The organism is Actinomadura opuntiae, from assembly GCF_030283205.1.
GTDB lineage: Bacteria > Actinomycetota > Actinomycetes > Streptosporangiales > Streptosporangiaceae > Spirillospora.
Genome location: NZ_JASNWF010000001.1, coordinates 305,164 through 328,525, shown reverse-complemented (window position 1 = coordinate 328,525; position 23,362 = coordinate 305,164). Strand labels below are relative to the sequence as shown.

The following is a 23,362-nucleotide window of genomic DNA, read 5'->3' as shown; positions in this document are numbered from 1 at the left end:
ATTACTCACTGTCCGTGCTCGATCCGTCCGAGAGGAAGCCCATGAACCGACGACTCACCGGAGCGGTGACCGCCTCGATCGCACTCGCCGCGGTCGCGTCCGGCCCGGTCGCCGAGGCGCACGCCTCCGGCCCCGCGGCGCCGAGAGGCCGCGCGGAGGTCGACTTCACCGGGATCGTCGCGCTCAGCAACTGCTCGGGCTCCCTCGTGCGGGGCCCGCGGTCGCGGGACTCCGACAAGGCGCTGGTCCTCACCAACGGCCACTGCCTGGAGGGCGGGATGCCCAAACCGGGGCAGGTCATCGTCGACCGGCCGTCCGCCCGGACGTTCACGCTCCTCGACCGGACGGGCCGCGCGACGCTCGGCAGGCTGAAGGCCACCAGGGTCGAGTACTCCACCATGACCGACACCGACGTGACCGTGTACCGGCTGGACGAGAGCTACGCGGCCGTCCGCAAGCGGTACGGCGTCCCGGCGCTGCGGCTGTCGGCCGCCAGGCCCCGCGAGGGCGCCGAGATCCGGGTCGTGTCGGGCTACTGGAAGGCCGTCTACGGCTGCAAGATCGACGCGACCGTGTACCGGCTCCGGGAGGCCGGCTGGACCTGGAAGGACTCCATCCGGTACGCGCCGCAGTGCCAGACGATCCACGGCACGTCCGGCTCCCCGGTCATCGACGCCAGGACGCACCATGTCGTCGCCGTCAACAACACCGGCAACGACGACGGCGAGCGCTGCACGCTGAACAACCCGTGCGAGGTCGACCGCAGGGGGAACGTCACCGTCCACCACGGGACCCACTACGCCCAGCAGACCTACCTGCTCGCCCGCTGCCTCGGCAAGGGAAACGACGTGGTGCTGGGCGGGTCCTGCGCGCTGCCGAGGCCCTGACCCGCGTCAGCCCCGCGAGCCGCGTCAGCCCTCGTGACCCGCGTCAGCCCTCAGCGAGCAGGCCGCCGCGCAGCCGCTCCAGGGTCGCGCGCAGCAGCCGCGACACGTGCATCTGCGACAGGCCGACCTGCTCGGCGATCTGCGTCTGCGTCTTGTTGCCGAAGAACCGCAGCAGCAGGATCGTGCGCTCGCGCTCCGGCAGCTCGTCGATCAGCGGCCGCAGCGCGTTGCCGTCGATGAGGCTCTGCAGGGCGGGGTCGTCGGAGCCGAGCCGCTCGCCGACCGTCGCCGCGTCACCGTCGGTGATGCCGTCCGCCGGGGCCTCCAGCGACAGCGGACGGTAGGCGTCGCAGGCGACGATGACCTCCACCGTCTCCTCCTCGGTGATCCCCATGAGCCCGGCGATCTCCCGCGTGGTGGGGGAGCGGCCGTGCGCGCGGACGAACTCCTGGACGGTGCTCTGCAGCACCGGGCGCAGCTCCTGGATGCGCCGCGACACCCGCACGCCCCACGTCTTGTCCCGGAAGTGCCGCTTCACCTCGCCCGTCACCACCGGATAGGCGTAGGTGACGAACCGGTCGCCCACCTCGGGGTCGAACCGGTTGATGGCCTTGACGAGCCCCAGGTAGGCGACCTGCTGCAGGTCGTCCAGCGGCTCTCCCCGGTTGGCGTACCGGCGGGCGACGCCCCGGACGAGCGCCGCGTGCATCTCCACGATCCGCGCCCGCAGCGTCTCGCGCCGCGGATCGTCGGGCGCCAGCCGGTTCATCTCGGCCAGCAGGAGCTCGGCCTGGCCGTCCCCGAACCGGGGGAACCGGTCCTCGGACCGGCCGGGAGCGGACGGACGCGCCGACGTCATGGGGGTCGTTCTCCTTCGCTGCTGAGGCCGGCGAGAGGCGGGGGTGCTGATCGCTTCGGCCTCGTCCCTCTACCCGGCGATCCGCCCCTCACACCGGGAGCCGGCGTCGGCGCAGGCAGAGGGGGAATCGAGGGCGCCGATCCGGGGAAGAGGGGGCGCATGGCGCTCGAGGAGATCACCACGCTGGACCGGCTCGCCGATCTGCTGGAGGCCCGTCCCGGGCTGTTCGTCCGCTGGTCGGCCGGGCCGGAGGCCGACCAGGCGGCCCCCAACAGCACCGACGGGCTGACGGGCGCCGAGCTGCCGGGGCTGTCGGCGAACCCGCTCGCCGTCGAGCCGTGGTGGGGGGACCGGTCCACGGTCCTGTGGGTGGCCCGCCGGCTGCACGACTACTCCCACCTGGAACGGGCCCGCGCCGCGGGCGTCCGGCCGTGGGTGCTGGAGGGCGCGGAGGTCGGCCGCGGCCCCGACAACGAGCCGCTGGTCGCCCGCGTGACACCGGTCGCCCTCGTCGGCAAGCAGGTCCTCGACGAGGCCACCGAGGTCCTCGAACGCGAGCGGCGCGGCGTCTGGGGACCGCTGGACCGCGAGCGCCCCTGACCGGCCGGCGCCCGTGTAGAGGCAGGCCGGGCGGGTAGCGGGCGGGTGACGGATGAAGGGGAGCCCCGTGAGCACGATCACCGAGTCGGTCAACGTCACCGTTCCGATCCGCGTCGCCTACGACCAGTGGACGCAGTTCGAGGAGTTCCCCCGCTTCATGGAGGGCGTCGAGGAGGTCCGCCAGCTGGACGACACCCGGCTGCACTGGACCGTCCGGATCGCCGGGGTCACCCGCGAGTTCGACGCGCGCATCACCGAGCAGCTGCCGGACGAGCGCGTCGCGTGGACGTCGCTGGAGGGACCCAGGCACGCCGGCGTGGTGACCTTCCACCGCCTCGACGACGACACCACCCGCGTCACCGCGCAGATGGAGTTCGCCCCCGAGGGGCTCGTGGAGAAGGCCGGCGACAGGATCGGCGCGCTCAACCGCCGGGTCAAGACCGATCTGCAGCGGTTCAAGACGTTCATCGAGGCGCGCGGCGTGCAGACGGGCGGGTGGCGCGGCCAGGTCGACCGTCCCGGGCCCTGACCGGGCACGGAGCGCTCGGGCCCGGCCAGGTCCGCTTCCGGTGGATCGGTAGACTGGATGCCGCGCTTCTCCGGGGAGGAGCGCTGCGGCGGTGGGGCCCGCCGTCCCCGCGACGGGGAGAACCGCGGTGCACGCCGCCAACGGTCCCTACCGGTGACCGATGTTTCCGCTGGTAGGAGTGTGCCGTGCCCGACGCCGTGACCGGTCGTCCCGTCGATCCCGACATCGATCTCAGCGTGCCGCGGCAGCGGTTCGAGCTTCGGCGCGCGCCCTGGACGACGCTCGCCGCCATCGCGGCGGGCGGGATCCTCGGGGCCCTCGCCCGGTACGGGGTCACCGAGGCGCTGCCGTACCGCCCGGGGGAGTTCCCCTGGCCGGTGTTCTGCATCAACGTGTCCGGCTGCCTGCTGATCGGTGCGCTGATGGTGCTGATCACCGAGGTCTGGCGGGTGCACCGGCTCGTCCGGCCCTTCCTCGGCGTCGGGGTGCTGGGCGGCTACACCACCTTCTCGACCCACATCGTCGACTTCCAGAAGGCGCTGTCGGCCGGGGCGCCCGGGGTGGGACTGTCGTATCTCGGGGGGACGCTCGTCGCCGCGCTCGCCGCGATGTTCGCGGGCGTCCGGCTGACCCGCCTCGCCGTCCGCGCGCGCCGGAAGGAGCGCTCATGAGGATCCAGGGCCCGGCGCTGCGGCTGACCGTCTTCGTCGGGGAGAGCGACCGGTGGCACCACCGGCCGCTGTACACCGAGATCGTGCACCGCGCCCACCGGGCCGGGCTCGCGGGCGCCAGCGTGCTGCGCGGATGCGAGGGGTACGGCGCGTCCAGCCGCATCCACACCTCCCGCATCCTGTCGCTGTCGGAGGACCTGCCGATGGTGATCGTGATCGTGGACGCCGAGCGGAAGATCCGCGACTTCCTGCCGCAGCTGGACGAGCTGGTCGAGGAGGGGCTGGTGATCATCGATCCGGTCGAGGTGATCCGCTACACCGGCCGCGGGGCGGAGGGGAAGGCGTGACCGTCCTGCTCATCGCGCTGGGCGCGGCGCTGGGGGCGCCGCTGCGCTACCTCACCGACCGGGCCGTCCAGGCGCGCCACGACTCGGTGTTCCCGTGGGGGACGTTCACCGTCAACGTGGCGGGGTCGGCGCTGCTGGGGTTCCTGGCGGCGCTGCCCGCGTCCGGGGGAGCGCTGGCGTTCGCCGGGACGGGCTTCTGCGGCGCGCTGACGACCTACTCCACGTTCGGTTACGAGACGCTCCGGCTGGCCGAGGACGGCGCCCGCTTCTACGCGGTCCTCAACGCGGGCGCGAGCATCGCCGGCGGGCTCGGCGCGGCGTACTGCGGGATGGCCCTCGCGCAGGCGTTCGCGGGCTGACCGCCCATCCTGCGCGCTCACACGGCACTGCGCCGTGATCCTGGCGCGGCCCAGGCTCGCTGACCGAAGGACCTGGCAGAACCTGGCCGGCGAGTGGGCCGCGAAGTGACTGTGCCCCCTCGGCCCATTCGGTAAACCGTCAGGTGTCTCACTGTCACCGACATGGGACGACGCCCTCCGGGTAGCAGGCATCAGCGTGCGACCGAGGGAGGGAAAAAGGATGACCCGCAGCGACCTGCCCGCGGCGCCGCTCACCGCGATTGCGGCCGCCGCGGCCCGGGGCGGCTGAGCGCGGCGTGCGGACACTGGTGACCGGATGGCCGAGCTTCCTGCACGGTGAGGCCACCGCAGGGGACGTGCTGGCGATGGAGGCCGTCCGGCGGGCGCTCGACGGCGCGGGGATCGGCTGCGACCTCGCCTGGAGCCCGGTCTTCCGGCCGGGCGGGCTCGACCTCGACCGGGCGGACCCGGCCCGGTACACCCATCTGGTGTTCGCCTGCGGGCCGCTGCACGGTGCCCAGATCGAGGAACTGCACCACCGGTACGCGCGCTGCCGGCGCGTCGCGGTGGGGGTGTCGGTCATCGATCCGGACGACCCCGCCGTCACCGGCTTCGACGCCGTCCTGCCGAGGGACGACCAGCGGGCCGCGCCGCGGCACGACCTGGCGGCCCTGCCGGGGACCGCTTCTGTGCCGGTCGCCGGCGTCATCCTGGCTCCCGGCCAGCGCGAATACGGCGCGCGCCGCCGCCACGACCGCGTGCAGGAGGAGCTGACGGACTGGCTCGCCGCCCGCGAGTGCGCGCGGCTGCCCCTCGACACCCGGCTCGACCCGCGCGACTGGCGGCTGTTCTCGACCGCCGCCGAGCTGGAGTCGGCGCTGCGCCGCCTCGACGTGGCCGTCACGACCCGGCTGCACGGCCTGGTCCTGGCGTTGAAGAACGGCGTCCCCGCGCTGGCCGTGGACCCGGTGGCCGGCGGCGCCAAGGTCGCCGCGCAGGCCCGCGCCTGGTCGTGGCCGGCGCTCGTCGTCACCGGCGAGGAAGAGGAGCCGCCGCTGCTGGACCCGGCGGAGCTGGACCGGTGGTGGCGGTGGTGCCTGTCGCCGGAGGCCGCCGGACGGGTCCCGGCCGGGCCCCCGTCCGACGGCCTCCTGGCCGACCTGCTGGCCGCCCTGCGCCGCTAGGCCGGGCGGGCGACGAGCAGCTCGCGGGAGAACCACTCGATCGTGGAGCGCAGCCCCTCCTCGATGCCGAACCGCGGGCGCCAGCCGAGCAGCTCCTCGGCGAGCGTGGTGTCGGGCCGCCGCACCTTCGGGTCGTCCTGCGGCCGGTCGATGAACCGGATCCGCGACGGCGACCCGGTCAGCTCGATGATCACCCGGGCGAGCTCGGCCATCGAGATCTCGTAGGGGCTGCCGATGTTGACCGGCCCCGGGTGCTCGGACATGGCGAGCGCGATGATGCCGCGGACGGTGTCGCACACGTGGCAGATCGACCGGGTCTGCGAGCCGTCCCCGGTCACGGTGAGGTCCTCGCCGGTCAGCGCCTGCCGCAGGAACGTCGGGATCGCCCGGCCGTCGTCGGGGCGCATCCGCGGCCCGTAGCTGTTGAAGATCCGCACGATCGCGGTGTCCAGGCCGCGCGAGTGCCGGAACGCCGACGTCAGCGCCTCGCCGAACCGCTTGGCCTCGTCGTAGACGCTGCGCGGCCCGACCGGGTTCACGTTGCCCCAGTACGTCTCGGGCTGCGGGTGCACCAGCGGGTCCCCGTACACCTCGGAGGTGGAGGCCAGCACGAACCGGGCGCCCTTCTCCTCGGCGAGCTCCAGCGCGTTGCGGGTGCCCTGGCTGCCCACCTCCAGCGTCTGGATCGGGTAGCGCAGGTAGTCGGCCGGGGACGCCGACGAGGCCAGGTGGAACACGTAGCCGACGTCGCCGGGCACGTGCACGGGCTCGGTCAGGTCGCGCCTGAGGAACCGGAAGTCCCGCCGGTCGGCCAGGTGCGCGATGTTGCGGGACGTCCCGGTCAGCAGGTTGTCCAGGCAGACCACCGAGATGTCCTGCGCCAGCAGCGCCTCGCACAGGTGCGAGCCGAGGAAGCCGGACCCTCCGGTCACGACGGCGCGGGGATGCCTCATGAGTTCCTCCTAAGCGTGTAGCGTGAGCGCCTTGCCGGCGGCCTCGACGGCCTCGTCCGCGGAGATCTCCAGCAGACCCGGATGGGGCTCGCGGCCATGCGGGTCGCCGCACCGCCCGGCCCACAGCACCCGGTGCTCGGCGCGGTCGGGGGGACCCCACCGCGCGGGCGGCGTCGGCCCGAACAGCAGGACCGACGGGGTGCGGAAGGCGGTGGCGAGGTGCGCGACCCCGGTGTCGCCGCACACCACCAGCCGGGCGCCCGCCACGAGGGCGGCCAGCTCCGGCAGGTGGGTGCGGCCCGACAGGTCGTCGCGCGGGTCCAGCCCGGCGAGCTCCACGACCTCGCGCGCGAGCGGCGCCTCGGCGGGGCCGCCGGTGACGACGACGCGCTCGCCGCCGGCGCGCAGCGCCGCCGCGACCGCCGCGAACCGCTCGGCCGGCCAGCGCCGCGCCGGGAACGCCGCGCCCGGATGGACGACGACGGCGCCGGGCGCCGGCGAGGCGACCGGCGGCGGCGCCAGGTCCAGGTCGCCGGGGTCGGCGTCGAACCCGTAGGCGCACAGCAGCCGGCACCAGCGCGCCACCTCGTGCTCGCCGGGGTCCGAGTCCGGGCCGTCGGTGTGCAGCGCGCCGGTGTGCGCGAACGCCAGCAGCCGGCCGGGCCGCAGCGCCGCCAGCAGCCGGTGGCTCTGCGGGCCCCGGCCGTGCAGGTTGACCGCGACGTCCACGGGGCCGGCGGGCGGCAGCGGGCCGAGGCCCGCGTCCGCCGGCAGGACGTCGTCCACCGCGCCGGTGGCCAGGGCCAGCGGCGCCAGCGCGGGCGGCGCGGCGAGCGTGATCCGCGCGCCGGGCATCCCGCGCCGCAGCGCCCGCAGTGCGGGCACGGCGGTGAGCAGGTCGCCCAGCCCGAGCGCCCGCAGCACCAGCGCGCGGCGGGCGGCCGTCACGGCCACGAGGGCTCCTCGGACTGGCACACCACCATCTCGCGCACCTCGCAGCCCGCCGGCTGCGCGAGCACGAACGCGATCGTGGCGGCCACGTCCTCGGGCTTGTTCAGCTTGGCGTCCGGGCCGGGCTTGTACTGCTCGGTGCGGCCGTCGAAGAACGCGGTGTCCATCCCGCCCGGCACGATCATCGTCACGCCGACCTTCCCGGCCAGCTCGGCGGCCAGCGCGCGGGTGAACCCGACGACGCCGAACTTCGACGCGCAGTACGCGGTGGCGTCGCTGACCGCCCGCAGCCCCAGCGTCGAGGCGACCGTGACGATCCGCCCGCTCGGCTCGTTCTCCAGGTAGGGGAGCGCGGCGCGGATCACCGCGGCGGTGCCGAGCAGGTTCACCTGGACGACCCGCTCCCAGTCCTCGGCGGGCACGTCGCACAGCGTGCCGCACGCGTCGGTCCCGGCGGCGGTGACGACCGCGTTCAGGCCGCCCGCCGAGCGCGCCAGACCGTGCACGGCGCGCTCGGCGCAGCGCCGGTCGGCCAGGTCGGCCTGCATGTGCTCGAAGTCGTCCTTCGGGGGGTGCCGGTCCAGGATCAGGGGGCGCCCTCCGTCTTCGGCGACCTTCCGCGCGACGGCCGCGCCGAGGCCGGAGGCTCCGCCGGTGATGAGGACGTTCATGAGGCGTTTCCCTTCGTGGTGGACAGCAGGCGCGTGGTGGAGCGCCCTTCCAGCAGAGGCAGCAGGACCACCTCGCCGTTGTGCGCCCGGACCGTCTCGGCCTCGGGCAGGATCGTCCCGGCGTAGTCGGCGCCCTTCACCCAGACGTCGGGGCGCAGCCGCTCCAGCAGCGGCGCCGGGGTGTCGTCGTCGAACACGACCGCGGCGTCCACGTCGCTGAGCGCCTCCAGCACCCGGACGCGGTCCGCTGCGGGCGTCACCGGGCGGGTCGGGCCCTTGCGGCGGCGCACCGAGGCGTCGGAGTTGACGCAGACGATCAGGCAGTCGCCGAGCCGCCGGGCCTGCTGCAGCATGCTGACGTGCCCGGCGTGCAGCAGGTCGAAGCAGCCGCCGGTCGCCACGACCGTGCCGCCCGCGCGGCGCGTCCGCTCGACCACGTCCCAGGCGTCCTCCCCGCGCTCGGGGACGAGCCGGGCCGTGCCGGTCTCGGCGAGCTGCGTCGAGACCGCCGCCGCGGCGCCCGACCGGACGAACTCCGACGCGCGCCGCACCCCCTCGGTGACGGCGCCGGCGAGCGTCCCGCCGTCGGCGAGCGCCTCCACCGTCCCGGCCGCGAAGCTGTCGCCCGCGCCGCAGGAGTCGCCGCGCGCCGGCCGGGCGGGCGCCAGGAACGGCGCCTCCGACCCGTCGCACAGCAGCGCGCCCTCGGACCCGAGCGTCACCGCCACGCCCTCCAGGCCCCAGGACCGGCCGAGGTACCGGCCGCGCCGGCCCGCCGCCGACAGCCCGAACCCGGTGATGTCGGCGCCGTCCGCGGCGGCGAGCCGGGCCGCCTCCTCCTCGTTCGGGGTGAGCAGCCGCGTGCCCGGCACCGGCGGCTCGCCGCGCGGATGCGGGTCCCACACGATCGGGACGCCGCGCGGCAGCGCGCTCAGCAGCGACCGGACGGCGCGATGCCGCGTCACGCCCCGCCCGTAGTCGGAGACGAGCACCGCGCCCGCCCCCGCGATCGCGTCGGTGACGCGCGGGCCGACGGGCCCGTCGAGGGCCTGCCCTTCCCCGGCGTCCAGGCGCGCCACCGACTGGCCTCCCGACCTGATGCGCAGCTTGCAGGGCGTCCCGCCGTGCAGGTGGAACGCGGCGACCTCCACGTGCCGCTCCAGCATCGCGCGCAGCCTGCGTCCCGGATCGTCGTCGGCGAGCGCCGTGACGAGCACGACCTCCCGCCCGCCCGCCGCCGCGAGCAGGGCGGCCAGGCCCGCGCCGCCGGGGCGCGGGCGCTCCTCCGCCTGCTCGACGACCGGGACGGGCGCGTCCGGGCACAGCCGGCTGCTCGTGCCGACGATGTCGACGTCGAGCAGGACGTCGCCCACCACGACCAGTGGTGCGCTCATCTGGTCACCCCCAGCGCGTCGTCGACCACCCCGCACAGCAGGTGCACCGCGGCGAGGTGGATCTCCTGGACGGTCGACGTCGTGGCCGCCCGCACGGTGACCGCGTCGTCGCAGGCGTCGGTGAGCGGGTTCGGGCCGGGCCCGGTGACCGCCCACGCCGTCATGCCGATCTGGCGCGCCCGGTCCGCCGCCGCGATCACGTTGGGGCTGCGGCCGCTGGTCGACAGGCACACCAGCACGTCGCCGCGCCGGCCGTGCGCCTGCACCTGCCGGGCGAACGCGTTCACCGCGCCGTAGTCGTTGCCGATCGCCGTGAGGGAGGAGGTGTCGCCGTGCAGCGGGATCGCCGACAGCGGCCGCCGCTCGTCCTCGAACCGGCCGACCAGCTCGGCGGTCAGGTGCTGCGCCTCCGCGGCGCTGCCCCCGTTCCCGCAGGCCAGCAGCCGTCCGCCGGCGCGCAGCACGCCCGCCAGCCGGCGGCCCCAGGCCTCGATGGTGGGGACCTGCGCGCGGAACGCCAGCGCCGCCTCGGCGAGCGCCTCCAGCCGCCGGTCCTGCGCGGTCGCGGTCCGCGTCCGCGCGATCCGTTGCGTGGTGGTGGTCATCAGGCGGCCACCCCGCTCAGCGCGGCGGCGCGCTCGTAGACGCCGGCGGTGTCGGCGGCGACGCGCGTCCAGGAGTAGCGGTCGCGGGCCCGGTCGCCCGCCGCGAAGCCCATCGCGGCGCGGCCGGACGGGTCGTCCAGCAGCGCGCGGATCGCGGCGGCCGCCGCCTCCGGGTCGCGCGGCGGGACCAGCACCCCGGTGGCGCCGTCCACGACGGTGTCCAGGTGGCCGCCGACGGCGCTGGCCACGACGGGGACACCGCACGCCATCGCCTCCAGCGGCACCATGCCGAACGGCTCGTACCAGGGCAACGTCACGACCAGGCTCGCCGACCGCAGCAGCGGCGGGACCTCCTCGCGGCCGAGCCGGCCGAGGAACTCCACCCGCCCGGCGACGCCCGCGTCCCGGGCGACCCCGCGCAGCCTGCGCACCTCCGGGTCGCCGTCCAGCTCTGCCCGCGGCGGCCCGCCGGCGACGGCCAGTTCGGCGTCCGGCAGGTGCGCCAGCGCCCGGATCGCGGTGTCGACGCCCTTGCGCTCGACGAGCCGCGACAGCACCACGAGGCGGTGCCGTTCGCGGCCGTCGCAGCTGTGCCCGTCCGGGGTGAAGAGCTCGAGGTCGACGCCGCAGGGCACCACCGAGATCCGCTCGCGCGGCACGTCCATCGCGGCCAGTTCGGCGACCTCGTCGGAGCAGGTGGCGATGACGGCGTCGGCGGCGCGGCCGAGCGCGCGCTCCAGCCGCAGCCGCGCCGCCGGGCTGGTGTCCTTGCCGCCCTGGTGGCGCCGCTTCACGGTGCCGAGCGCGTGGTAGGTCTGCACGACCGGGACGCGCCGCGACGAGGCCGGCGCGGCCGCCTGGGCCGCGGCGAGCCCGCTCATCCAGAAGTGCGCGTGCGCCACGTCCGGCGGCTCGGCGGCCCAGCGCCGCTCCAGGTAGTCCCCGAAGTCGCGCATCCAGGGCAGCAGGTCGTCCTTGGCGACGTGCTCGGCGGGCCCCGCCGGGACGTGCTCGACGGTCACGCCGGGCGCCAGCCGCACCCGGCGCGGCAGGGCGGGCGAGTCCCGCCGCGTGTAGACGGTCACGCAGTGGCCCTGGCGGCCGAGCTCGGACGCCAGCTCCGCGACGAACACGTTCTGGCCGCCGCCGTCCGCTCCGCCCAGCCCGGCCCTGGCGGCCAGCGGGCTGGCGTGCTCGGAGATCATGGCTATTCTCATCGCGTTACCTCCGTGAGAGTTCGCTCCCAGTCGCGCAGGAACCGCGGCAGGCCGTAGCGTTCGACGGCGTACGCGCGCGCCTCCTTGCCCATCTGGCGCGCGCGCGGCGGGTCGGCCGCCAGGGTCCGGACGGCGTCGGCCAGCGCGGCCACGCGCGTGGACAGCACCCCGGCCTCCGGCGGCACCGCCTCGACCGCCTCTGTGGTGGCGAGCGCCACCACCGGCAGGCCGAGCATCATGGCCTCGATCAGGGCGAGGCCGAGCGAGGTCCACCGGTAGGGGTGGACGTAGACGCGGCGGCGGGCGAGCTCCTCGTGCATCCTCGCCTGCGGCAGGTCCTCGAACGTCCACAGCGACTCCGGCGCGATGCCGAGCGCCTCCGGGACGCCGGTGACGTTCATGCCGAACAGGTCCAGGGGGACGGCGCGCGACAGCTCGGCGAGCAGGTCGGTGCCGGCGACGCGGCCGCGCCGCAGCGGGTCGTTGATGACGACGCCGGCGCGCGGCATGTCGCCGGTGCAGCGGTACCCGGGGTCGACGACGCCGTGCTCGATGACCGTGGTCGGGGCGCGGCCGCAGTTCCAGAACAGCTGGTTGAAGTGGGTGACGTGCACGACCGGGATGTCGTCGCGGTCGTGCAGGAAGTGCCGGCTGTCGGGGACGACCTCCTCGGGCAGGCTCGCGTCCGAGGGGGTCCGGCGGGGTGTGTCGTGCTCGACGTAGACGGCCGGGACGTCGCGTCCGGGCCGGCGGCCCAGCCATCGCTCGGCCAGCTCCAGCTCGTGGGGGCGTTGCAGCACGACGACGTCCACGTCCTCGTCCCGCAACCGCTCGGGGGTCACCTCGACCGCGCGGTCCGGCCAGGTGAAGGTGTCGGGCCTTCCCCTGCCGTCGGGGCCCCGGTCGGGGGTGGCGGGGACCAGCGTGGTGTGCGGGCCGTGGACGAACGACGTCGCCCATGAGCCGTGCACGTGCCAGAGCAGGACTCTCATGGGGCGGGCACCTCCTCTCGGCGTGTTCTCGCCGGGTCGGTCGCCACGACCTCCACGGCGGCGGCGACCTCGTCGGCGGTCACCGAGGCCAGGCAGGGGTGGCCGTCGACGGGGCATTGGCGGGCGCGGCTGTCCTTGCAGGGCGCGCCCTGGTCGCCGAGCAGCGCCATCGGCACCCCGAACGGCGCCCAGCGGGCGGCGGGGACGGTCGGCGCGAACAGCGACACCACCGGCGTGCCGACGGCGGCGGCCAGATGCGCGGGGCCGGTGTTGCCGGCGACGGCGGCGCGGGCGCCGCGCAGCACCGACGCCAGTTCCGGCAGCGAGGTGCGGCCGCCGAGGTCGAGGCCGTCCTCGCCGGCGACCAGCGCGGTCAGCTCCTTCTCCTCGCCGTGCCCGGTCACCACGACCCGGTGGCCCGCGGCGCGCAGCACCCGGACGGCCTCGGCGCAGCGCTCCGGCGGCCACGCCCGCGCCGGGACGGACGTCCCGGGATGCACCACCACGTAGCCGGCGCCGCCGGTGAGGTGGTCGGTGTCGGGGAGCGGCCCGCGCACCCGCAGCCGGGTGTCGGCGGGCGCCGGGAACCCGGCGTCCTCGGCCAGCGCCAGCATCCGCAGCGGCTCGGGCACGTCGCCTTCGGGGCGGTGCCGCAGGTCCAGCAGCGAGCCGGGGTAGTCCTCGCTGATGCCGCCGATCCACGGGGTGCCGGCCAGCCGCAGCAGCAGCGCCAGCGGCAGGGGCGACTGGTGGAAGGAGGTGAGGATCAGCGCCCGGTCGAAGCCCGCCAGCCGGGCGACGGCCCCTTCGATGTCGGCCCGGTCCACCGGGTGGGGCTCGGGGTCGATCCAGGGCGCGCGCCACTCGATGACCTCGTCGACGCCGGGCAGCAGGTCGGCGGCGGCCCGGCCACGCGGCCCGCACAGCAGCGCGACCTCGTCGGCGCGGGCGGCGACCGCGCGGATCGCGGGCCCGGCGAGCAGCACGTCGCCGATGTTGTCCTGGCGCGCCAGCAGCACCCTCATCGCGTCCGCCTTCCGCCGAGGACCAGGTCGACGGCGGCCTCCAGCGTGGGCGCGGTCTCCAGCGCCCGCGCGATCTCGGCCGGCAGGGTTCGCCCGGTCGGCACGAGGATGCCGCGCGCGCCGGCCGCAGCCGCGGCCTCGACGTCGCGGCCGATGTCGCCGATGACGGCGCAGTCCGACGGCAGCGCGCCGAGCCGCCGCGCGGCGCGCTCGATCATTCCGGGGCGGGGCTTGCGGCATTCGCAGCCGTCGTCGCCGTCGTGCGGGCAGAACTCCCACACGTCGATGCGGCCGAGCAGCTCCTCGACCCGCGCGTTGACGCGCCGGACGTCGCGGACGGTGATCCGCCCCTTCGCCACACCCGACTGGTTGGACACCACGCCGATCCGCACCCCGTGCCGGCGCAGCCGGTCCAGCGCCCGGCGCGCGCCCGGCATGGGCTCGACCAACGCCGGGTCGCCGTTGTAGGGGACGTCCCGGATGAGGGTGTCGTCGCGGTCGAACAGCACCACCCGCGGCCCGCCCCACGGCTGGGCGTCGCGGTGCGCCAGCAGGCCCCTGATCCGGTGCCGGACGGCGACAGGCGGGATGAGCGCGCTGGTCACCGCCATCTTCAGCATCTCGCCGGGCGTTCGCGGCCCGGGAAGGATGCGTTCGGCCGCGAAGCGCGCGGTCGAGACGGCCCAGGCGCCGCCGGCCGCCGTTGCGACGGCGGTCGCGGCGCGGTTCCCGCGCAGTGCGGCGGGCGCCGCCGCGAGGGCGGCCAGCCCGGCCGCGGTGGTCATGACGTGGCGGCGCAGCAGTCCCTTGCCCTCGCCCGCGCGGGCCCGCCAACCGCCGCCGTGGACCCGCCACATGAGGATGTCGTCGGCGTTGCCGGCCTGCGCCCGCACCGATGCCCAGAACCCCGCCGGACGCACCGGATGCGTCACGTGCCGGTCGCCGCGCACGAGGTCGTGCCCGGCGCCCAGGGCGCGCAGCGCCAGGTCGGCGTCCTCCCGGTAGGCGCGGCGGAACCGCTCGTCGAAGCCGCCCAACTCGGCGAGGACGCCGCGCCGGTAGGCCATGTCGGCGGTGATCCAGTCGGCGACGGCGAGCCCGGCGGTGTTGCGCTCCCAGTCGGTGGGGCGGCGGTCCTCGGGCAGCGGCACGGTGACGCGGCCCTGCGAGCCCGCCGCCTTCGGCGGCAGCCCGGACAGGTCGGTGTTCAGCGCCTGCGTCCAGCCGGGGTCGGGGACGACGTCGTCGTCCAGGAAGGCGACCCATTCGGTGGCGGCGGCGCGCCAGCCGGCGTTGCGCGCGGCGGCCGGGCCCCGCCCGCCGGAGCGGATCACCCGGATGCGCGTCCCGCCGGAGCCCGGCAGCGGCAGCGGCGCGCCGTGCTCGGGCCGGTCGTCCACCACGATGATCTCGTGCGGTGCGGGCCCGGGGCCGCCGGCGATCGACTCCAGCAGCGCGTCCAGGACGACGCGCAGGCTCGGCCTGCCGATCGTCGGGACGACGACGGTGCAGCTCATCGGGCGTGCACCTCCCGGCGGCGGACGACGTAGGGCCCGATGGCCAGCAGGTCCACCGGCGCGGAGCCGAAGCACTCCAGCGCGTCGCGCGGGTCGTCGACCATGGGCCGCCCGGCGGTGTTGAGGCTGGTGTTGACGATCACCGGCACGCCGGTGCGGCTCCGGAACTCCTCCAGCAGCCGCGCGACGAGCGGCTCGTGCCCGGCCTCGACGGTCTGGATCCGCGCGGTGCCGTCCACGTGGACGACCGCCGGGATCCGCTCGCGCCACTCCGGCCGGACGCGGTGCACGAACAGCATGTACGGGCTCGGGACCGGGCCCTCGAAGATCTCCGGCGCGTGCTCCAGCGCGACCATCGGCGCGATGGGCCGGAACTGCTCGCGGCCCTTCACGTCGTTGAGCCGCTCGACGTTGCCGGCGTGGCCGGGGTGCGCGAGCAGCGACCGGTGCCCGAGCGCGCGCGGGCCGAACTCCGAGCGGCCCTGGAACCAGGCGACGATCTCGTTGCGCGCCAGCGCCTCGGCGACGGTCGCCGCGAGGTCGGCCGGCCGCTCGTAGGGCACCTTGGCGGTGTCGAGGCGCCGCGCGAGCTCGGCGTCGTCCCATTCGCGGCCGAGGTCGGCGCCGGGCATCGCGGTGATCGGGTCGCCGCCGCCCCGCGCGAGGTGGAGCGCGGCGCCGAGCGCGGTGCCCGCGTCGCCCGCCGCGGGCTGCACCCAGATGTCGTCGTAGGGGCCGTCCTCGGCGAGCCGCGAGTTCGCGACGCAGTTCAGCGCGACGCCGCCCGCGAGCATCAGCCGGTGCGAGCCGGTCCGGTCGTGCAGCCACGCCGTCAGGTCCAGCAGCACCTCTTCGAGCCGCGCCTGGACGCTCGCGGCGAGGTCGGCGTGGTCGCGGGTCCACTCGCCGTCGGCGGTGCGGGCCTTGGCGAGCGCGCCCCAGTCGATCGGTGCGACCGCGAACCCGCCGTCGCCGGTGGCCCGGACCTGCTCGCGCAGCTCGTCCAGGAACCGCGGCTCGCCGTAGGAGGCCAGCGCCATCACCTTGTACTCGTCGCTGGACCGCAGGAATCCGAGGTGCTGGGTGAGGTCCTCGTACATCAGGCCGAGCGAGTGCGGCAGGCGCTGCGCGTGCAATGTGGTCAGCTCGCCGCCGTCGTAGGTCCCGGCGAGGTGCGAGTGCGATTCGCCGCGTCCGTCCAGCACGAGGACGTCGCCGTCCCCGGGGCCCGGTGCCGCCAGTGCGGCGGACGCGGCGTGCGCCACGTGGTGCGGGACGTACCGGACGATCCCGGGGTCGAGCCCCGGAAGCGCGGTGGACAGGAAGTTGGGGGCGCGTTGCGCGTACAGCGTCCGCAGCCGCTCCCACTGCTCGTCGTGGCCGCCCAGGCCGGGTTCGACCAGGGCGGGGTCGTAGGAGTAGGCGACGGCGTCGAGGTCGCCGGGCTCCAGCCCGGCCCGGGCGAGGCACCACCTGGCCGCCTGCTCCGGGAGTTCCCAGGCGGAGAAGGCGACCGGCCGTTTCCCGTGCTTGCGGCGGCTGAAGCGTTCCTCCTCCGCCGCGGCCACGACGGTCCCGTCCACCACCAGGGCGGCGGCCGGGTCGTGGAAGATCGCGTTGATTCCGAGCACGCGCATGTGCAGGCCCCGTTTCGGCGCAGCGTTCGGTGGAGTGGCGATGCCTCCGTCGTGGGCATCGGCCCAGGGGATGTCGTGGGAGCAAATCCCCTATAGGTGATTTGGTGCATTACCGGGGAGTCGGCCTCTAAACGCCGTGGGAGAAAAAGTCCCTGGTGGGAGAAGTGACGGCTGATAAGGGCATATACGGCACGTCATCCAGGGCACATGGAGGCGCGCGCGGCGGGTACTGGGCGTGCCATGCGCTGCACCGTCGTCGTCATCACGCGTGACCGCCGGCGCTCCCTGCTGGCGACGCTCGGCCGGCTGCGGGCGCTGCCCGAGGCTCCCCCCGTGATCGTGGTCGACAACGCCTCACGGGACGGGTCGCCCGACGCAGTCGCCGAGGAGTTCCCCGGCTTCCGGCTGATCCGGTCCCAGCGCAACCTCGGCGCCGTCGCCCGCAACCTCGCCGTCGACCACGTCCGCACCCCCCACGTCGCGTTCTGCGACGACGACACCTGGTGGGAGCCGGGCGCCCTGCCGCGCGCCGCGGACCTGCTGGACGCGCACCCGCGGCTCGCCGTCGTGACGGGCCGCATCCTCGTCGAACCGGGCGGGCGTGAGGACCCGATCGTGCCGGAGCTGCGCGACTCGCCCGTCCCGGGGCCGTCCTGGCTGCCGGGCCCCGCGCTCGGCTCGTTCCTGGCCGGGGCCTCCATGCTGCGGGCCGAGGCGTTCCGGGAGGCCGGCGGGTTCTCCTCCCGGCTGTGGCTCGGCGGCGAGGAGGAGCTGCTCAGCGCCGACCTGATGACCCTCGGCTGGCACCTGTGCTACGCCGAGGACGTCGTCGTGCACCACGAGCCGTCGCCGCTGCGCGAGCCCCACCTGCGGCGCCGGCACGGCATCCGCAACACGCTGTGGTTCACCTGGCTGCGCCGCCCGCTGCCGGTCGCGGTCCGCCGCACCGCCGGGCTGCTGCGCACCCTGCCGCGCGACCGCGTCACCGCCGGTGCGCTCGCCGAGGCCGCCGCCGGGCTGCGCTGGGTCGCCCGCGAGCGCCGGACGCTGCCGCACGACGTCGAGGCCAGGCTGCGCAGCCTGGAGGAGGCGCAGCGGACCTCCAAGGCGCGCCGGTACGTCAGCTGAGACCGGAAGGGAGCCCATGAGCGACGTGACGATCGTGGTCGCGACCCGCGACCGGGCCGACGAGCTGCGCCGCAGCCTCGCCCGGCACACCGCCCCGGTGATCGTGGCCGACAACGCCTCCGCCGACGGCACCGCGCAGGTCGCCGAGGCGGCCGGCGCGCGGGTGCTGCGACTGCCCCGCAACCTCGGCGCCGCCGCGCGCAACGCCGGCGCCCGAGAGGCCGTGACCCGCTACGTCGCCTTCGCCGACGACGACTCCTGGTGGGCGCCCGGCTCGCTGGAACGGGCCGTGCGGATCCTCGACGCCCACCCGCGGACGGCGCTGCTGGCCGCCCGCGTCCTCGTCGGCGAGCGGGAGCGGCCGGAGCCGGTGTCGGAGGAGATGGCGCGCTCGCCCCTCGGCCGGCCGGACGGCCTGCCCGGCCCCGCCATCCTCGGCTTCCTCGCGTGCTCGGTCGTCGTCCGCCGCGACGCGTTCCTGGACGCCGGGGGCTTCTCCGACGTCCTGCACTTCGGCGGCGAGGAGGAGCTCCTCGCACTCGACCTGGCCGCCGCCGGATGGGGGCTGGCCTACGCGCCGGAGCTGGTCGTGCACCACCATCCGTCCGCGGCCGGGCGCGATCCGGCGGCGCGGCGGCGCCGCGAGGTCCGCAACCGGCTGCTGACCGCCTGGCTGCGCCGCCCGCTCCCGGCGCTCGCGCGGGCGGCCGCCGCCTCCCTCGGCAGCCCGGACGGGCGCGCCGGGCTCGCCGACGCCGCACGCGCGCTGCCCGCGCTGGCCCGCGCCCGGCGCCCCGTCCCGCCCGCCGTCGAGGCCGCCCGCGCCCGCCTCACCGGGTACTGACGTTTGGCGCCGGGCGACCGGGTAGGGCCGCGGTGGTACGCCCGAACCCGCAACGGGAGGAGGCGCGGATGCGCGCCCTGGTGATCAACTGCACGCTCAAGCGCTCGCCCGAGACGTCCAACACCGAGGCGCTCGCCGCGGTCGTCGAGGAGGAGCTGCGGGCCAGGGGCGTGAAGGTGGAGAGCATCCGCGCCGTGGACCTCGACATCCCGCCCGGCGTGCAGACCGACGTCGGCCCCGGCGACCCGTGGCCCGGGATCCACCGGACGCTGCTGGAGTCGGAGATCCTCGTGATCGCCTCGCCGACGTGGGCGGCGCACCCGTCGTCGGTCGCCCAGCGCGTCATCGAGCGGATGGACGCGATGATGTCCGAGACCGACGACACCGGGCGCCCCGTCGCCTTCAACCGGGTCGCGGGCGTCGTGGTCACCGGCAACGAGGACGGCGCCCACCACGTCATCAGCGAGATCACCGGCGCGCTCAACGACTTCGGCTACACCATCCCCGGCCAGGCCTGGACGTACTGGAACCAGGGCCCCGGCCCCGGGCCCAGCTACCTGGAGGCCGAGAAGGGCCGGGAGTGGTCGGCGAGCACCGGGCGGGCGATGGCGTCCAACCTGGTCGCGGTGGCGACCGCGCTCGCCGAGCACCCGATGCCCGCGCCCCCGTCCTGACCCGCGCCGACGTCCTGACCCGCGCACCCGCCCTGACCCGCGCCGACGTCCTGACCCGTCAGGGGCGATGCGCGCCGGCCCGGTCGCGGGCCAGCAGCACCGTGAACACGGTGCCCACCAGCGCGACGCCCGCCAGCGCCCATCCGGTGCCGTACTCGGCGTGCCGGGTGGAGCCGCTCGACTCGGCCACCGTGAGGAACAGCGTCCCGATGGTGGCCACGCCGATCACCTGGCTGATCTGCATCAGCGTCAGCAGCAGGCCGCTGGCGTCCGCCGCGTCCTCCGCCGGGACGTGCTCCAGCCCCGCCGTCATGATGATCGACATGACCCCGAGGCCGAAGCCGATCACCGCCGTGAGCAGCTCGTAGCCGACGCCGCCGCCCGCCAGCGGGCCGATGCACAGGTAGCCCGCCGCGGCGATCGCGAACCCGGCCGGGATCACCCGCCGGTGCCAGCGGACGGGCAGCCGCTGCCAGTTCAGCCCCACGATCGCGAACGCGGCGACCGACGGGACGAACGCCAGCCCCGACTCCAGCGGCGACATCTTCAGGTCGCCCTGCAGGTGCAGCGTCGTGGTGAACAGGAACGACCCCCAGGTGCCCGGCGCGAGCATGATCGCCCCGCAGGCCGGCAGCAGCCGCGGCACCCGCAGCACCCGGAGCGAGATCAGCGGGCGCCCGCCGCGCGCCGCCGCGCCCCGCTCCACCATCACGAACGCGGCCAGGAACGCGGCGCTCGCCGCCAGCGAGAACCAGCCCCACAGCGGCCAGCCCAGCTCGTGCCCGAGGATCAGCGGGACGACGAACAGCAGCACGGCGGGCGACAGCGTCAGGAGCCCCCGGATGTCGAGGTCGCCTCCCCGCGGCCCGGTGTCGCGGGGCAGCAGCCGGGGCCCGGCCGCCAGCAGCACCGCGCCGATCGGCACGTTGACGAGGAAGACCGTCCGCCAGCCGGTGCCGAACAGGTCCGCGCTGACCAGCAGGCCGCCCGCGGCCTGGCCGACGACCACGCCGCCCGCGATGACCGCCGAGTACAGGCCGAGCGCGCGCCCCCGCGCCGCGCCGGTGAAGTTCCGCTGGATCATCGACATGACCTGCGGCGTCATCAGCGCCGCCCCGGCGCCCTGCAGGAACCGGAACCCGATCAGCGGCCCGGTGGACGGCGCGAGGCCGCAGGCCAGGGACGTCACCGTGAACGCGGCGAGGCCGGTGAGGTACATCCGGCGGTGCCCGGCGATGTCGCCGAGCCGCGCCCCGGTGATCAGCAGGACCGCGTAGGCGATGGTGTAGCCGGCGACGATGAGCTGGAGCGCCGCGCCGGAGGCGTGCAGGTCCGTCCGCATCGTCGGCAGCGCCACGTTGACGATGTTCACGTCGAGGATGGCCATGAACTGCCCCAGCAGCAGGAGGCCGAGCGTCAGGCCGCCGGGACCGCTCCGCACGTCCCGTTCCGGGACGATCTCGTGCAGATCGGTTGTCTGTGTCATGGGATCGAGCGTGGCGCGTCTCCGGTACCGGTAACGAGAGCCCCTTGATACTGGTACTGACAGCACCTGGCAGCGAGCCGCGGCGCAGGGCAGGCTGGAACCGTGACGATGACCGGCGTGGAGGCGGGACGGAGGGCGGCGCGGCGCCGCACCGAGCTGGCGGCGTTCCTGCGCAACCGGCGCGAGCGGATCAGCCCGCACGAGGTCGGCCTGCCGCCGGGCCCGCGCCGCCGCACCCCGGGCCTGCGCCGCGAGGAGGTCGCGCAGCTCGCCGGGGTCGGGGTGACCTGGTACACCTGGCTGGAGCAGGGCCGTCCGATCAACGCCAGCACGCAGGTGCTGGACGCGGTGGCCCGCACGCTCCGGCTCGACGGCGCCGAGCGCGAGCACCTGTACCGGCTGGCCGAGGTGCCGGAGGCGGAGCCGCCGGACGAGACCGAGCACCTGCCGGAGGACACGCAGGCGATCCTGGACGCCCTGCTGCCGATGCCGGCGTCGGTGTGCAACGCCCGGTCCGACGTGCTGGCCTGGAACGCCGCCTACGCGGCGATCTTCCCGCACGTGGTGATGGCGCCCCCGTGCGACCGCAACACCATGTTGATCACCTTCACGCTGCCGCCGTGCTGCAACCCGATCGAGAACATGGCCGAGGAGATGCCGATGCACGTCGCGGTGTTCCGGTACCGCTACAGCAGGCATCTGGACGAGCCGGGCTGGAAGGAGCTCGTCCAGCGGCTCCAGGCGGCCAACCCCGAGTTCGCGCGGCTGTGGGCCGACCACGACATCGCGATGCCGGGGCCGCGGATCAAGGTGTTCCGGCATCACGCGACGGGAGCGATCCGCACCCGCGCCACCAGCATGGACATCACCGGGTCGGCGGGCGCCCGGCTGGTGGTCTACACGCCCACCGACGACGAGAGCCGCGCGCGGGTGGACTGGCTGCTCGCCCACCCCGAGCGGGCCGCCCCGGCCCACCGTCACTGATCAACGCCGCCACTGATCAGCGGCGGCGGGCGCGGCGGGCCACCACGACCAGGTCGGCCGCCGCGATGGCGGCGACGACCGCGCAGACCGCGGCGGCGCCCCAGGTGGTGCCGCCGCCGTCGCGGTTCGCCACGATCGCGAAGACGATCGCGGCCGCCAGCGCCGCGACGAGCGCGATGCCGGACAGGACCGCGCGCAGCCCCAGCGCGCTGCGGGCGGTCATGGGCTCGCCGCCCGGCGGCCAGTCCTCGTCCTCGTCCTCCGGCGGGCGCCCGTCGCCCTCCGGATCGCGGCCGTCCGCGGTCATCGGGCGAACGTGCCGACGAGGGTCCCGGACGCCACGACCCTGTCCTCGACGGCGTCCCTCAGCTCCTCGGCGGTGAAGCCGTCCCGCAGCCCGGACGGCTCCGACAGCCCGTAGAGCCGGAAGAAGTACCGGTGCGGGTCGTCCCCGGCCGGCGGCTTCGGCCCGCCGTACCCCTCGGCGCCGTAGTCGTTGCGGCCGAGCACGGCGCCCGTGGGCCGCTCCCCGGCGTCCAGCCCGGTGGTGACGGGGTCGATCCCGGCGACCAGCCAGTGCGCGAACGTGCCCGCCGGCGCGTCCGGGTCCTCGCAGGCCAGCGCCAGCTCGACCACCTGCTCGGGGGCCTGCGACCACTCCAGCGGCGGCGAGACGTCGCCGCTGTCGTGCGAGTACTCCGACGGGATGAGCGTGTGGTCGTTGAATGCGGCACTGCGCAGCGTCATCTCTTCCATGCGGGCGTCGTGCCCGGTGCGCCGGCGACAATGCACGCCGCCGCGTCACTCGGCGCTGGAGGCCGCCCAGATGTTGATGCCGGCCTCGACCGCGTCCCGGTCGATCGCCTCCAGCTCGTCCGGGGCGAAGTCGAGCCGGTCGAGCGCGGCGAGGTTCTCCTCCAGCTGCGCGACGCTGCTCGCGCCGATCAGCGACGAGGTGACCCGCGGGTCCCGCAGCGACCAGGCCAGGGCCATCTGCGCGAGGGACTGGCCGCGCGCCCGCGCGATCTCGTCGAGCCTGCGGACGTGCCGGACGTTCTCCTCGGTGAGCAGGTCGCTGGAGAACGAGGTGTTCCTGCTGGCCCGCGACCCCTCCGGGATGCCGCCGAGGTACTTGCCGGTGAGCATGCCCTGCGCCAGCGGCGAGAACGCGATGCAGCCGACGCCCTCCTCCTCGAGGGTGGCGAGCAACCCGCCCTCGATCCACCGGTTCAGCATCGAGTAGGACGGCTGGTGGATCAGCAGCGGCGTCCCCATCTCCCGCAGGATCCGCGCGGCCTCCGCCGTCCGCTTCGGCGAGTACGACGAGATCCCCGCGTACAGCGCCTTGCCGGACCGGACGGCGTGGTCCAGCGCGCCCATCGTCTCCTCCAGCGGCGTGTCCGGGTCGAACCGGTGGCTGTAGAAGACGTCGACGTAGTCCAGCCCCATCCGCTTCAGCGACTGGTCGAGGCTGGCCAGCAGGTACTTGCGCGACCCCCACTCCCCGTACGGGCCGGGCCACATGTCGTACCCGGCCTTCGTCGAGATGATGAGCTCGTCGCGGTAGGGGGCGAGGTCCTCCCGCATGATCCGGCCGAAGTTGATCTCCGCCGAGCCGTAGGGCGGCCCGTAGTTGTTGGCCAGGTCGAAGTGCGTCACGCCGAGGTCGAACGCGCGCCGCAGGATCGCCCGCTGGACGTCCAGGGGGCGGTCGTCGCCGAAGTTGTGCCACAGCCCGAGCGAGATCGCGGGGAGCCGCAACCCGCTGCGCCCGCACCGCCGGTAGGGAAGTCGTTCGTATCGGTCGCCGTCGGCCGTGTAAGTCATGCTCACAAGTATTTCAGCCCG

26 protein-coding genes are annotated in these 23,362 nt (G+C 75.3%); 11 read left to right on the top strand and 15 right to left on the bottom strand.

Annotated elements, in window-relative coordinates; all coding sequences use genetic code 11:
- Positions 1-41 precede the first annotated feature (41 nt).
- Positions 42-887: a S1 family peptidase gene (locus QP089_RS01815; protein WP_285909363.1), complete on the top strand. Its 846-nt coding sequence runs from the start codon at positions 42-44 to the stop codon at positions 885-887.
- Between the two features lie 43 nt (positions 888-930).
- Here the strand turns inward: QP089_RS01815 and QP089_RS01810 are convergent, their stop codons facing one another.
- On the bottom strand, positions 931-1,746 hold the full coding sequence (locus QP089_RS01810; RefSeq protein ID WP_285909361.1) for a SigB/SigF/SigG family RNA polymerase sigma factor: 816 nt from the start codon (positions 1,744-1,746) through the stop codon (positions 931-933).
- Between the two features lie 159 nt (positions 1,747-1,905).
- Here QP089_RS01810 and QP089_RS01805 point away from each other — a divergent pair, with 159 nt between their 5' ends.
- The 6 genes from QP089_RS01805 (at position 1,906) to QP089_RS01780 (ending at position 5,436) form a co-directional block, all read left to right on the top strand.
- Positions 1,906-2,346, top strand: a complete 441-nt coding sequence (locus tag QP089_RS01805; protein WP_285909360.1) for a DUF6098 family protein — start codon at positions 1,906-1,908, stop codon at positions 2,344-2,346.
- Positions 2,347-2,413: 67 nt separating this feature from the next.
- On the top strand, positions 2,414-2,875 hold the full coding sequence (locus tag QP089_RS01800; RefSeq protein ID WP_285909359.1) for an SRPBCC family protein: 462 nt from the start codon (positions 2,414-2,416) through the stop codon (positions 2,873-2,875).
- A gap of 185 nt (positions 2,876-3,060) precedes the next feature.
- Positions 3,061-3,546 (top strand): fluoride efflux transporter FluC, encoded by a 486-nt coding sequence (locus QP089_RS01795; protein WP_285909358.1) that lies wholly within the window; start codon positions 3,061-3,063, stop codon positions 3,544-3,546.
- Positions 3,543-3,893, top strand: a complete 351-nt coding sequence (locus QP089_RS01790; RefSeq protein ID WP_285909357.1) for a DUF190 domain-containing protein — start codon at positions 3,543-3,545, stop codon at positions 3,891-3,893. The genes QP089_RS01795 and QP089_RS01790 overlap by 4 nt, the downstream gene beginning before the upstream one ends.
- Positions 3,890-4,252 (top strand): fluoride efflux transporter FluC, encoded by a 363-nt coding sequence (locus tag QP089_RS01785; RefSeq protein WP_285909356.1) that lies wholly within the window; start codon positions 3,890-3,892, stop codon positions 4,250-4,252. Before QP089_RS01790 ends, QP089_RS01785 begins: the two co-directional genes overlap by 4 nt.
- 296 nt (positions 4,253-4,548) lie before the next feature.
- Entirely contained in the window at positions 4,549-5,436 is an 888-nt protein-coding gene (locus tag QP089_RS01780) for a polysaccharide pyruvyl transferase family protein (protein WP_285909354.1), read from the top strand.
- Here QP089_RS01780 and QP089_RS01775 read toward each other — a convergent pair.
- From QP089_RS01775 to QP089_RS01730, 10 genes are read right to left on the bottom strand one after another with little or no spacing between them, the layout of a single operon-like run.
- Positions 5,433-6,389: an NAD-dependent epimerase/dehydratase family protein gene (locus QP089_RS01775; protein WP_285909353.1), complete on the bottom strand. Its 957-nt coding sequence runs from the start codon at positions 6,387-6,389 to the stop codon at positions 5,433-5,435. The two genes, QP089_RS01780 and QP089_RS01775, sit on opposite strands and share 4 nt — an antisense overlap.
- A gap of 9 nt (positions 6,390-6,398) precedes the next feature.
- Positions 6,399-7,343, bottom strand: coding sequence for a glycosyltransferase family 9 protein (locus QP089_RS01770; RefSeq protein ID WP_285909352.1), 945 nt, complete (start codon positions 7,341-7,343; stop codon positions 6,399-6,401).
- Positions 7,334-8,011 carry an SDR family oxidoreductase gene (locus QP089_RS01765; RefSeq protein ID WP_285909351.1) on the bottom strand — a complete coding sequence of 226 codons (678 nt, stop codon included), beginning with the start codon at positions 8,009-8,011 and terminating at the stop codon, positions 7,334-7,336. The genes QP089_RS01770 and QP089_RS01765 overlap by 10 nt, the downstream gene beginning before the upstream one ends.
- Positions 8,008-9,405: a PfkB family carbohydrate kinase gene (locus QP089_RS01760; RefSeq protein WP_285909350.1), complete on the bottom strand. Its 1,398-nt coding sequence runs from the start codon at positions 9,403-9,405 to the stop codon at positions 8,008-8,010. Before QP089_RS01760 ends, QP089_RS01765 begins: the two co-directional genes overlap by 4 nt.
- On the bottom strand, positions 9,402-10,010 hold the full coding sequence (locus QP089_RS01755) for a D-sedoheptulose-7-phosphate isomerase (protein ID WP_285909349.1): 609 nt from the start codon (positions 10,008-10,010) through the stop codon (positions 9,402-9,404). Before QP089_RS01755 ends, QP089_RS01760 begins: the two co-directional genes overlap by 4 nt.
- Positions 10,010-11,215 (bottom strand): glycosyltransferase, encoded by a 1,206-nt coding sequence (locus QP089_RS01750; protein ID WP_285909348.1) that lies wholly within the window; start codon positions 11,213-11,215, stop codon positions 10,010-10,012. Before QP089_RS01750 ends, QP089_RS01755 begins: the two co-directional genes overlap by 1 nt.
- Positions 11,216-11,223: 8 nt before the next feature.
- Positions 11,224-12,219 (bottom strand): glycosyltransferase family 4 protein, encoded by a 996-nt coding sequence (locus QP089_RS01745; RefSeq protein ID WP_285909347.1) that lies wholly within the window; start codon positions 12,217-12,219, stop codon positions 11,224-11,226.
- Positions 12,216-13,244: a glycosyltransferase family 9 protein gene (locus QP089_RS01740; RefSeq protein ID WP_285909346.1), complete on the bottom strand. Its 1,029-nt coding sequence runs from the start codon at positions 13,242-13,244 to the stop codon at positions 12,216-12,218. The genes QP089_RS01745 and QP089_RS01740 overlap by 4 nt, the downstream gene beginning before the upstream one ends.
- Positions 13,241-14,761: an HAD-IIIA family hydrolase gene (locus tag QP089_RS01735; protein ID WP_285909345.1), complete on the bottom strand. Its 1,521-nt coding sequence runs from the start codon at positions 14,759-14,761 to the stop codon at positions 13,241-13,243. The genes QP089_RS01740 and QP089_RS01735 overlap by 4 nt, the downstream gene beginning before the upstream one ends.
- Positions 14,758-16,398, bottom strand: a complete 1,641-nt coding sequence (locus QP089_RS01730) for a carbamoyltransferase family protein (protein ID WP_285909344.1) — start codon at positions 16,396-16,398, stop codon at positions 14,758-14,760. Before QP089_RS01730 ends, QP089_RS01735 begins: the two co-directional genes overlap by 4 nt.
- Before the next feature lie 240 nt (positions 16,399-16,638).
- Here QP089_RS01730 and QP089_RS01725 point away from each other — a divergent pair, with 240 nt between their 5' ends.
- From QP089_RS01725 to QP089_RS01715, 3 genes are all read left to right on the top strand, one after another.
- Positions 16,639-17,526 (top strand): glycosyltransferase family 2 protein, encoded by an 888-nt coding sequence (locus tag QP089_RS01725; RefSeq protein WP_285909343.1) that lies wholly within the window; start codon positions 16,639-16,641, stop codon positions 17,524-17,526.
- 16 nt (positions 17,527-17,542) lie between these two features.
- Positions 17,543-18,370: a glycosyltransferase family 2 protein gene (locus QP089_RS01720; RefSeq protein ID WP_285909342.1), complete on the top strand. Its 828-nt coding sequence runs from the start codon at positions 17,543-17,545 to the stop codon at positions 18,368-18,370.
- 68 nt (positions 18,371-18,438) lie between these two features.
- Positions 18,439-19,044, top strand: coding sequence for a flavodoxin family protein (locus tag QP089_RS01715; protein WP_285909341.1), 606 nt, complete (start codon positions 18,439-18,441; stop codon positions 19,042-19,044).
- A 58-nt stretch (positions 19,045-19,102) separates the two neighbouring features.
- Here QP089_RS01715 and QP089_RS01710 read toward each other — a convergent pair whose 3' ends face one another.
- The gene (locus tag QP089_RS01710; RefSeq protein WP_285909339.1) at positions 19,103-20,530 is read right to left on the bottom strand and encodes an MFS transporter; all 1,428 of its coding nucleotides are present in this window, start codon (positions 20,528-20,530) and stop codon (positions 19,103-19,105) included.
- A gap of 108 nt (positions 20,531-20,638) precedes the next feature.
- On the opposite strand from QP089_RS01710, the gene QP089_RS01705 reads away from it, so the two are divergent.
- Positions 20,639-21,514 carry a helix-turn-helix transcriptional regulator gene (locus QP089_RS01705; RefSeq protein WP_285909702.1) on the top strand — a complete coding sequence of 292 codons (876 nt, stop codon included), beginning with the start codon at positions 20,639-20,641 and terminating at the stop codon, positions 21,512-21,514.
- Positions 21,515-21,530: 16 nt separating this feature from the next.
- Here the strand turns inward: QP089_RS01705 and QP089_RS01700 are convergent, their stop codons facing one another.
- From QP089_RS01700 to mgrA, 3 genes are read right to left on the bottom strand one after another with little or no spacing between them, the layout of a single operon-like run.
- Entirely contained in the window at positions 21,531-21,821 is a 291-nt protein-coding gene (locus QP089_RS01700) for a DUF6343 family protein (protein ID WP_285909338.1), read from the bottom strand.
- A complete protein-coding gene (locus QP089_RS01695; protein ID WP_285909337.1) occupies positions 21,818-22,270 on the bottom strand; it encodes a YbhB/YbcL family Raf kinase inhibitor-like protein in 453 nt (150 codons plus the stop codon). The genes QP089_RS01700 and QP089_RS01695 overlap by 4 nt, the downstream gene beginning before the upstream one ends.
- Positions 22,271-22,315: 45 nt before the next feature.
- Positions 22,316-23,341, bottom strand: coding sequence for an L-glyceraldehyde 3-phosphate reductase (gene mgrA / locus QP089_RS01690; protein ID WP_285909336.1), 1,026 nt, complete (start codon positions 23,339-23,341; stop codon positions 22,316-22,318).
- Positions 23,342-23,362 lie beyond the last annotated feature (21 nt).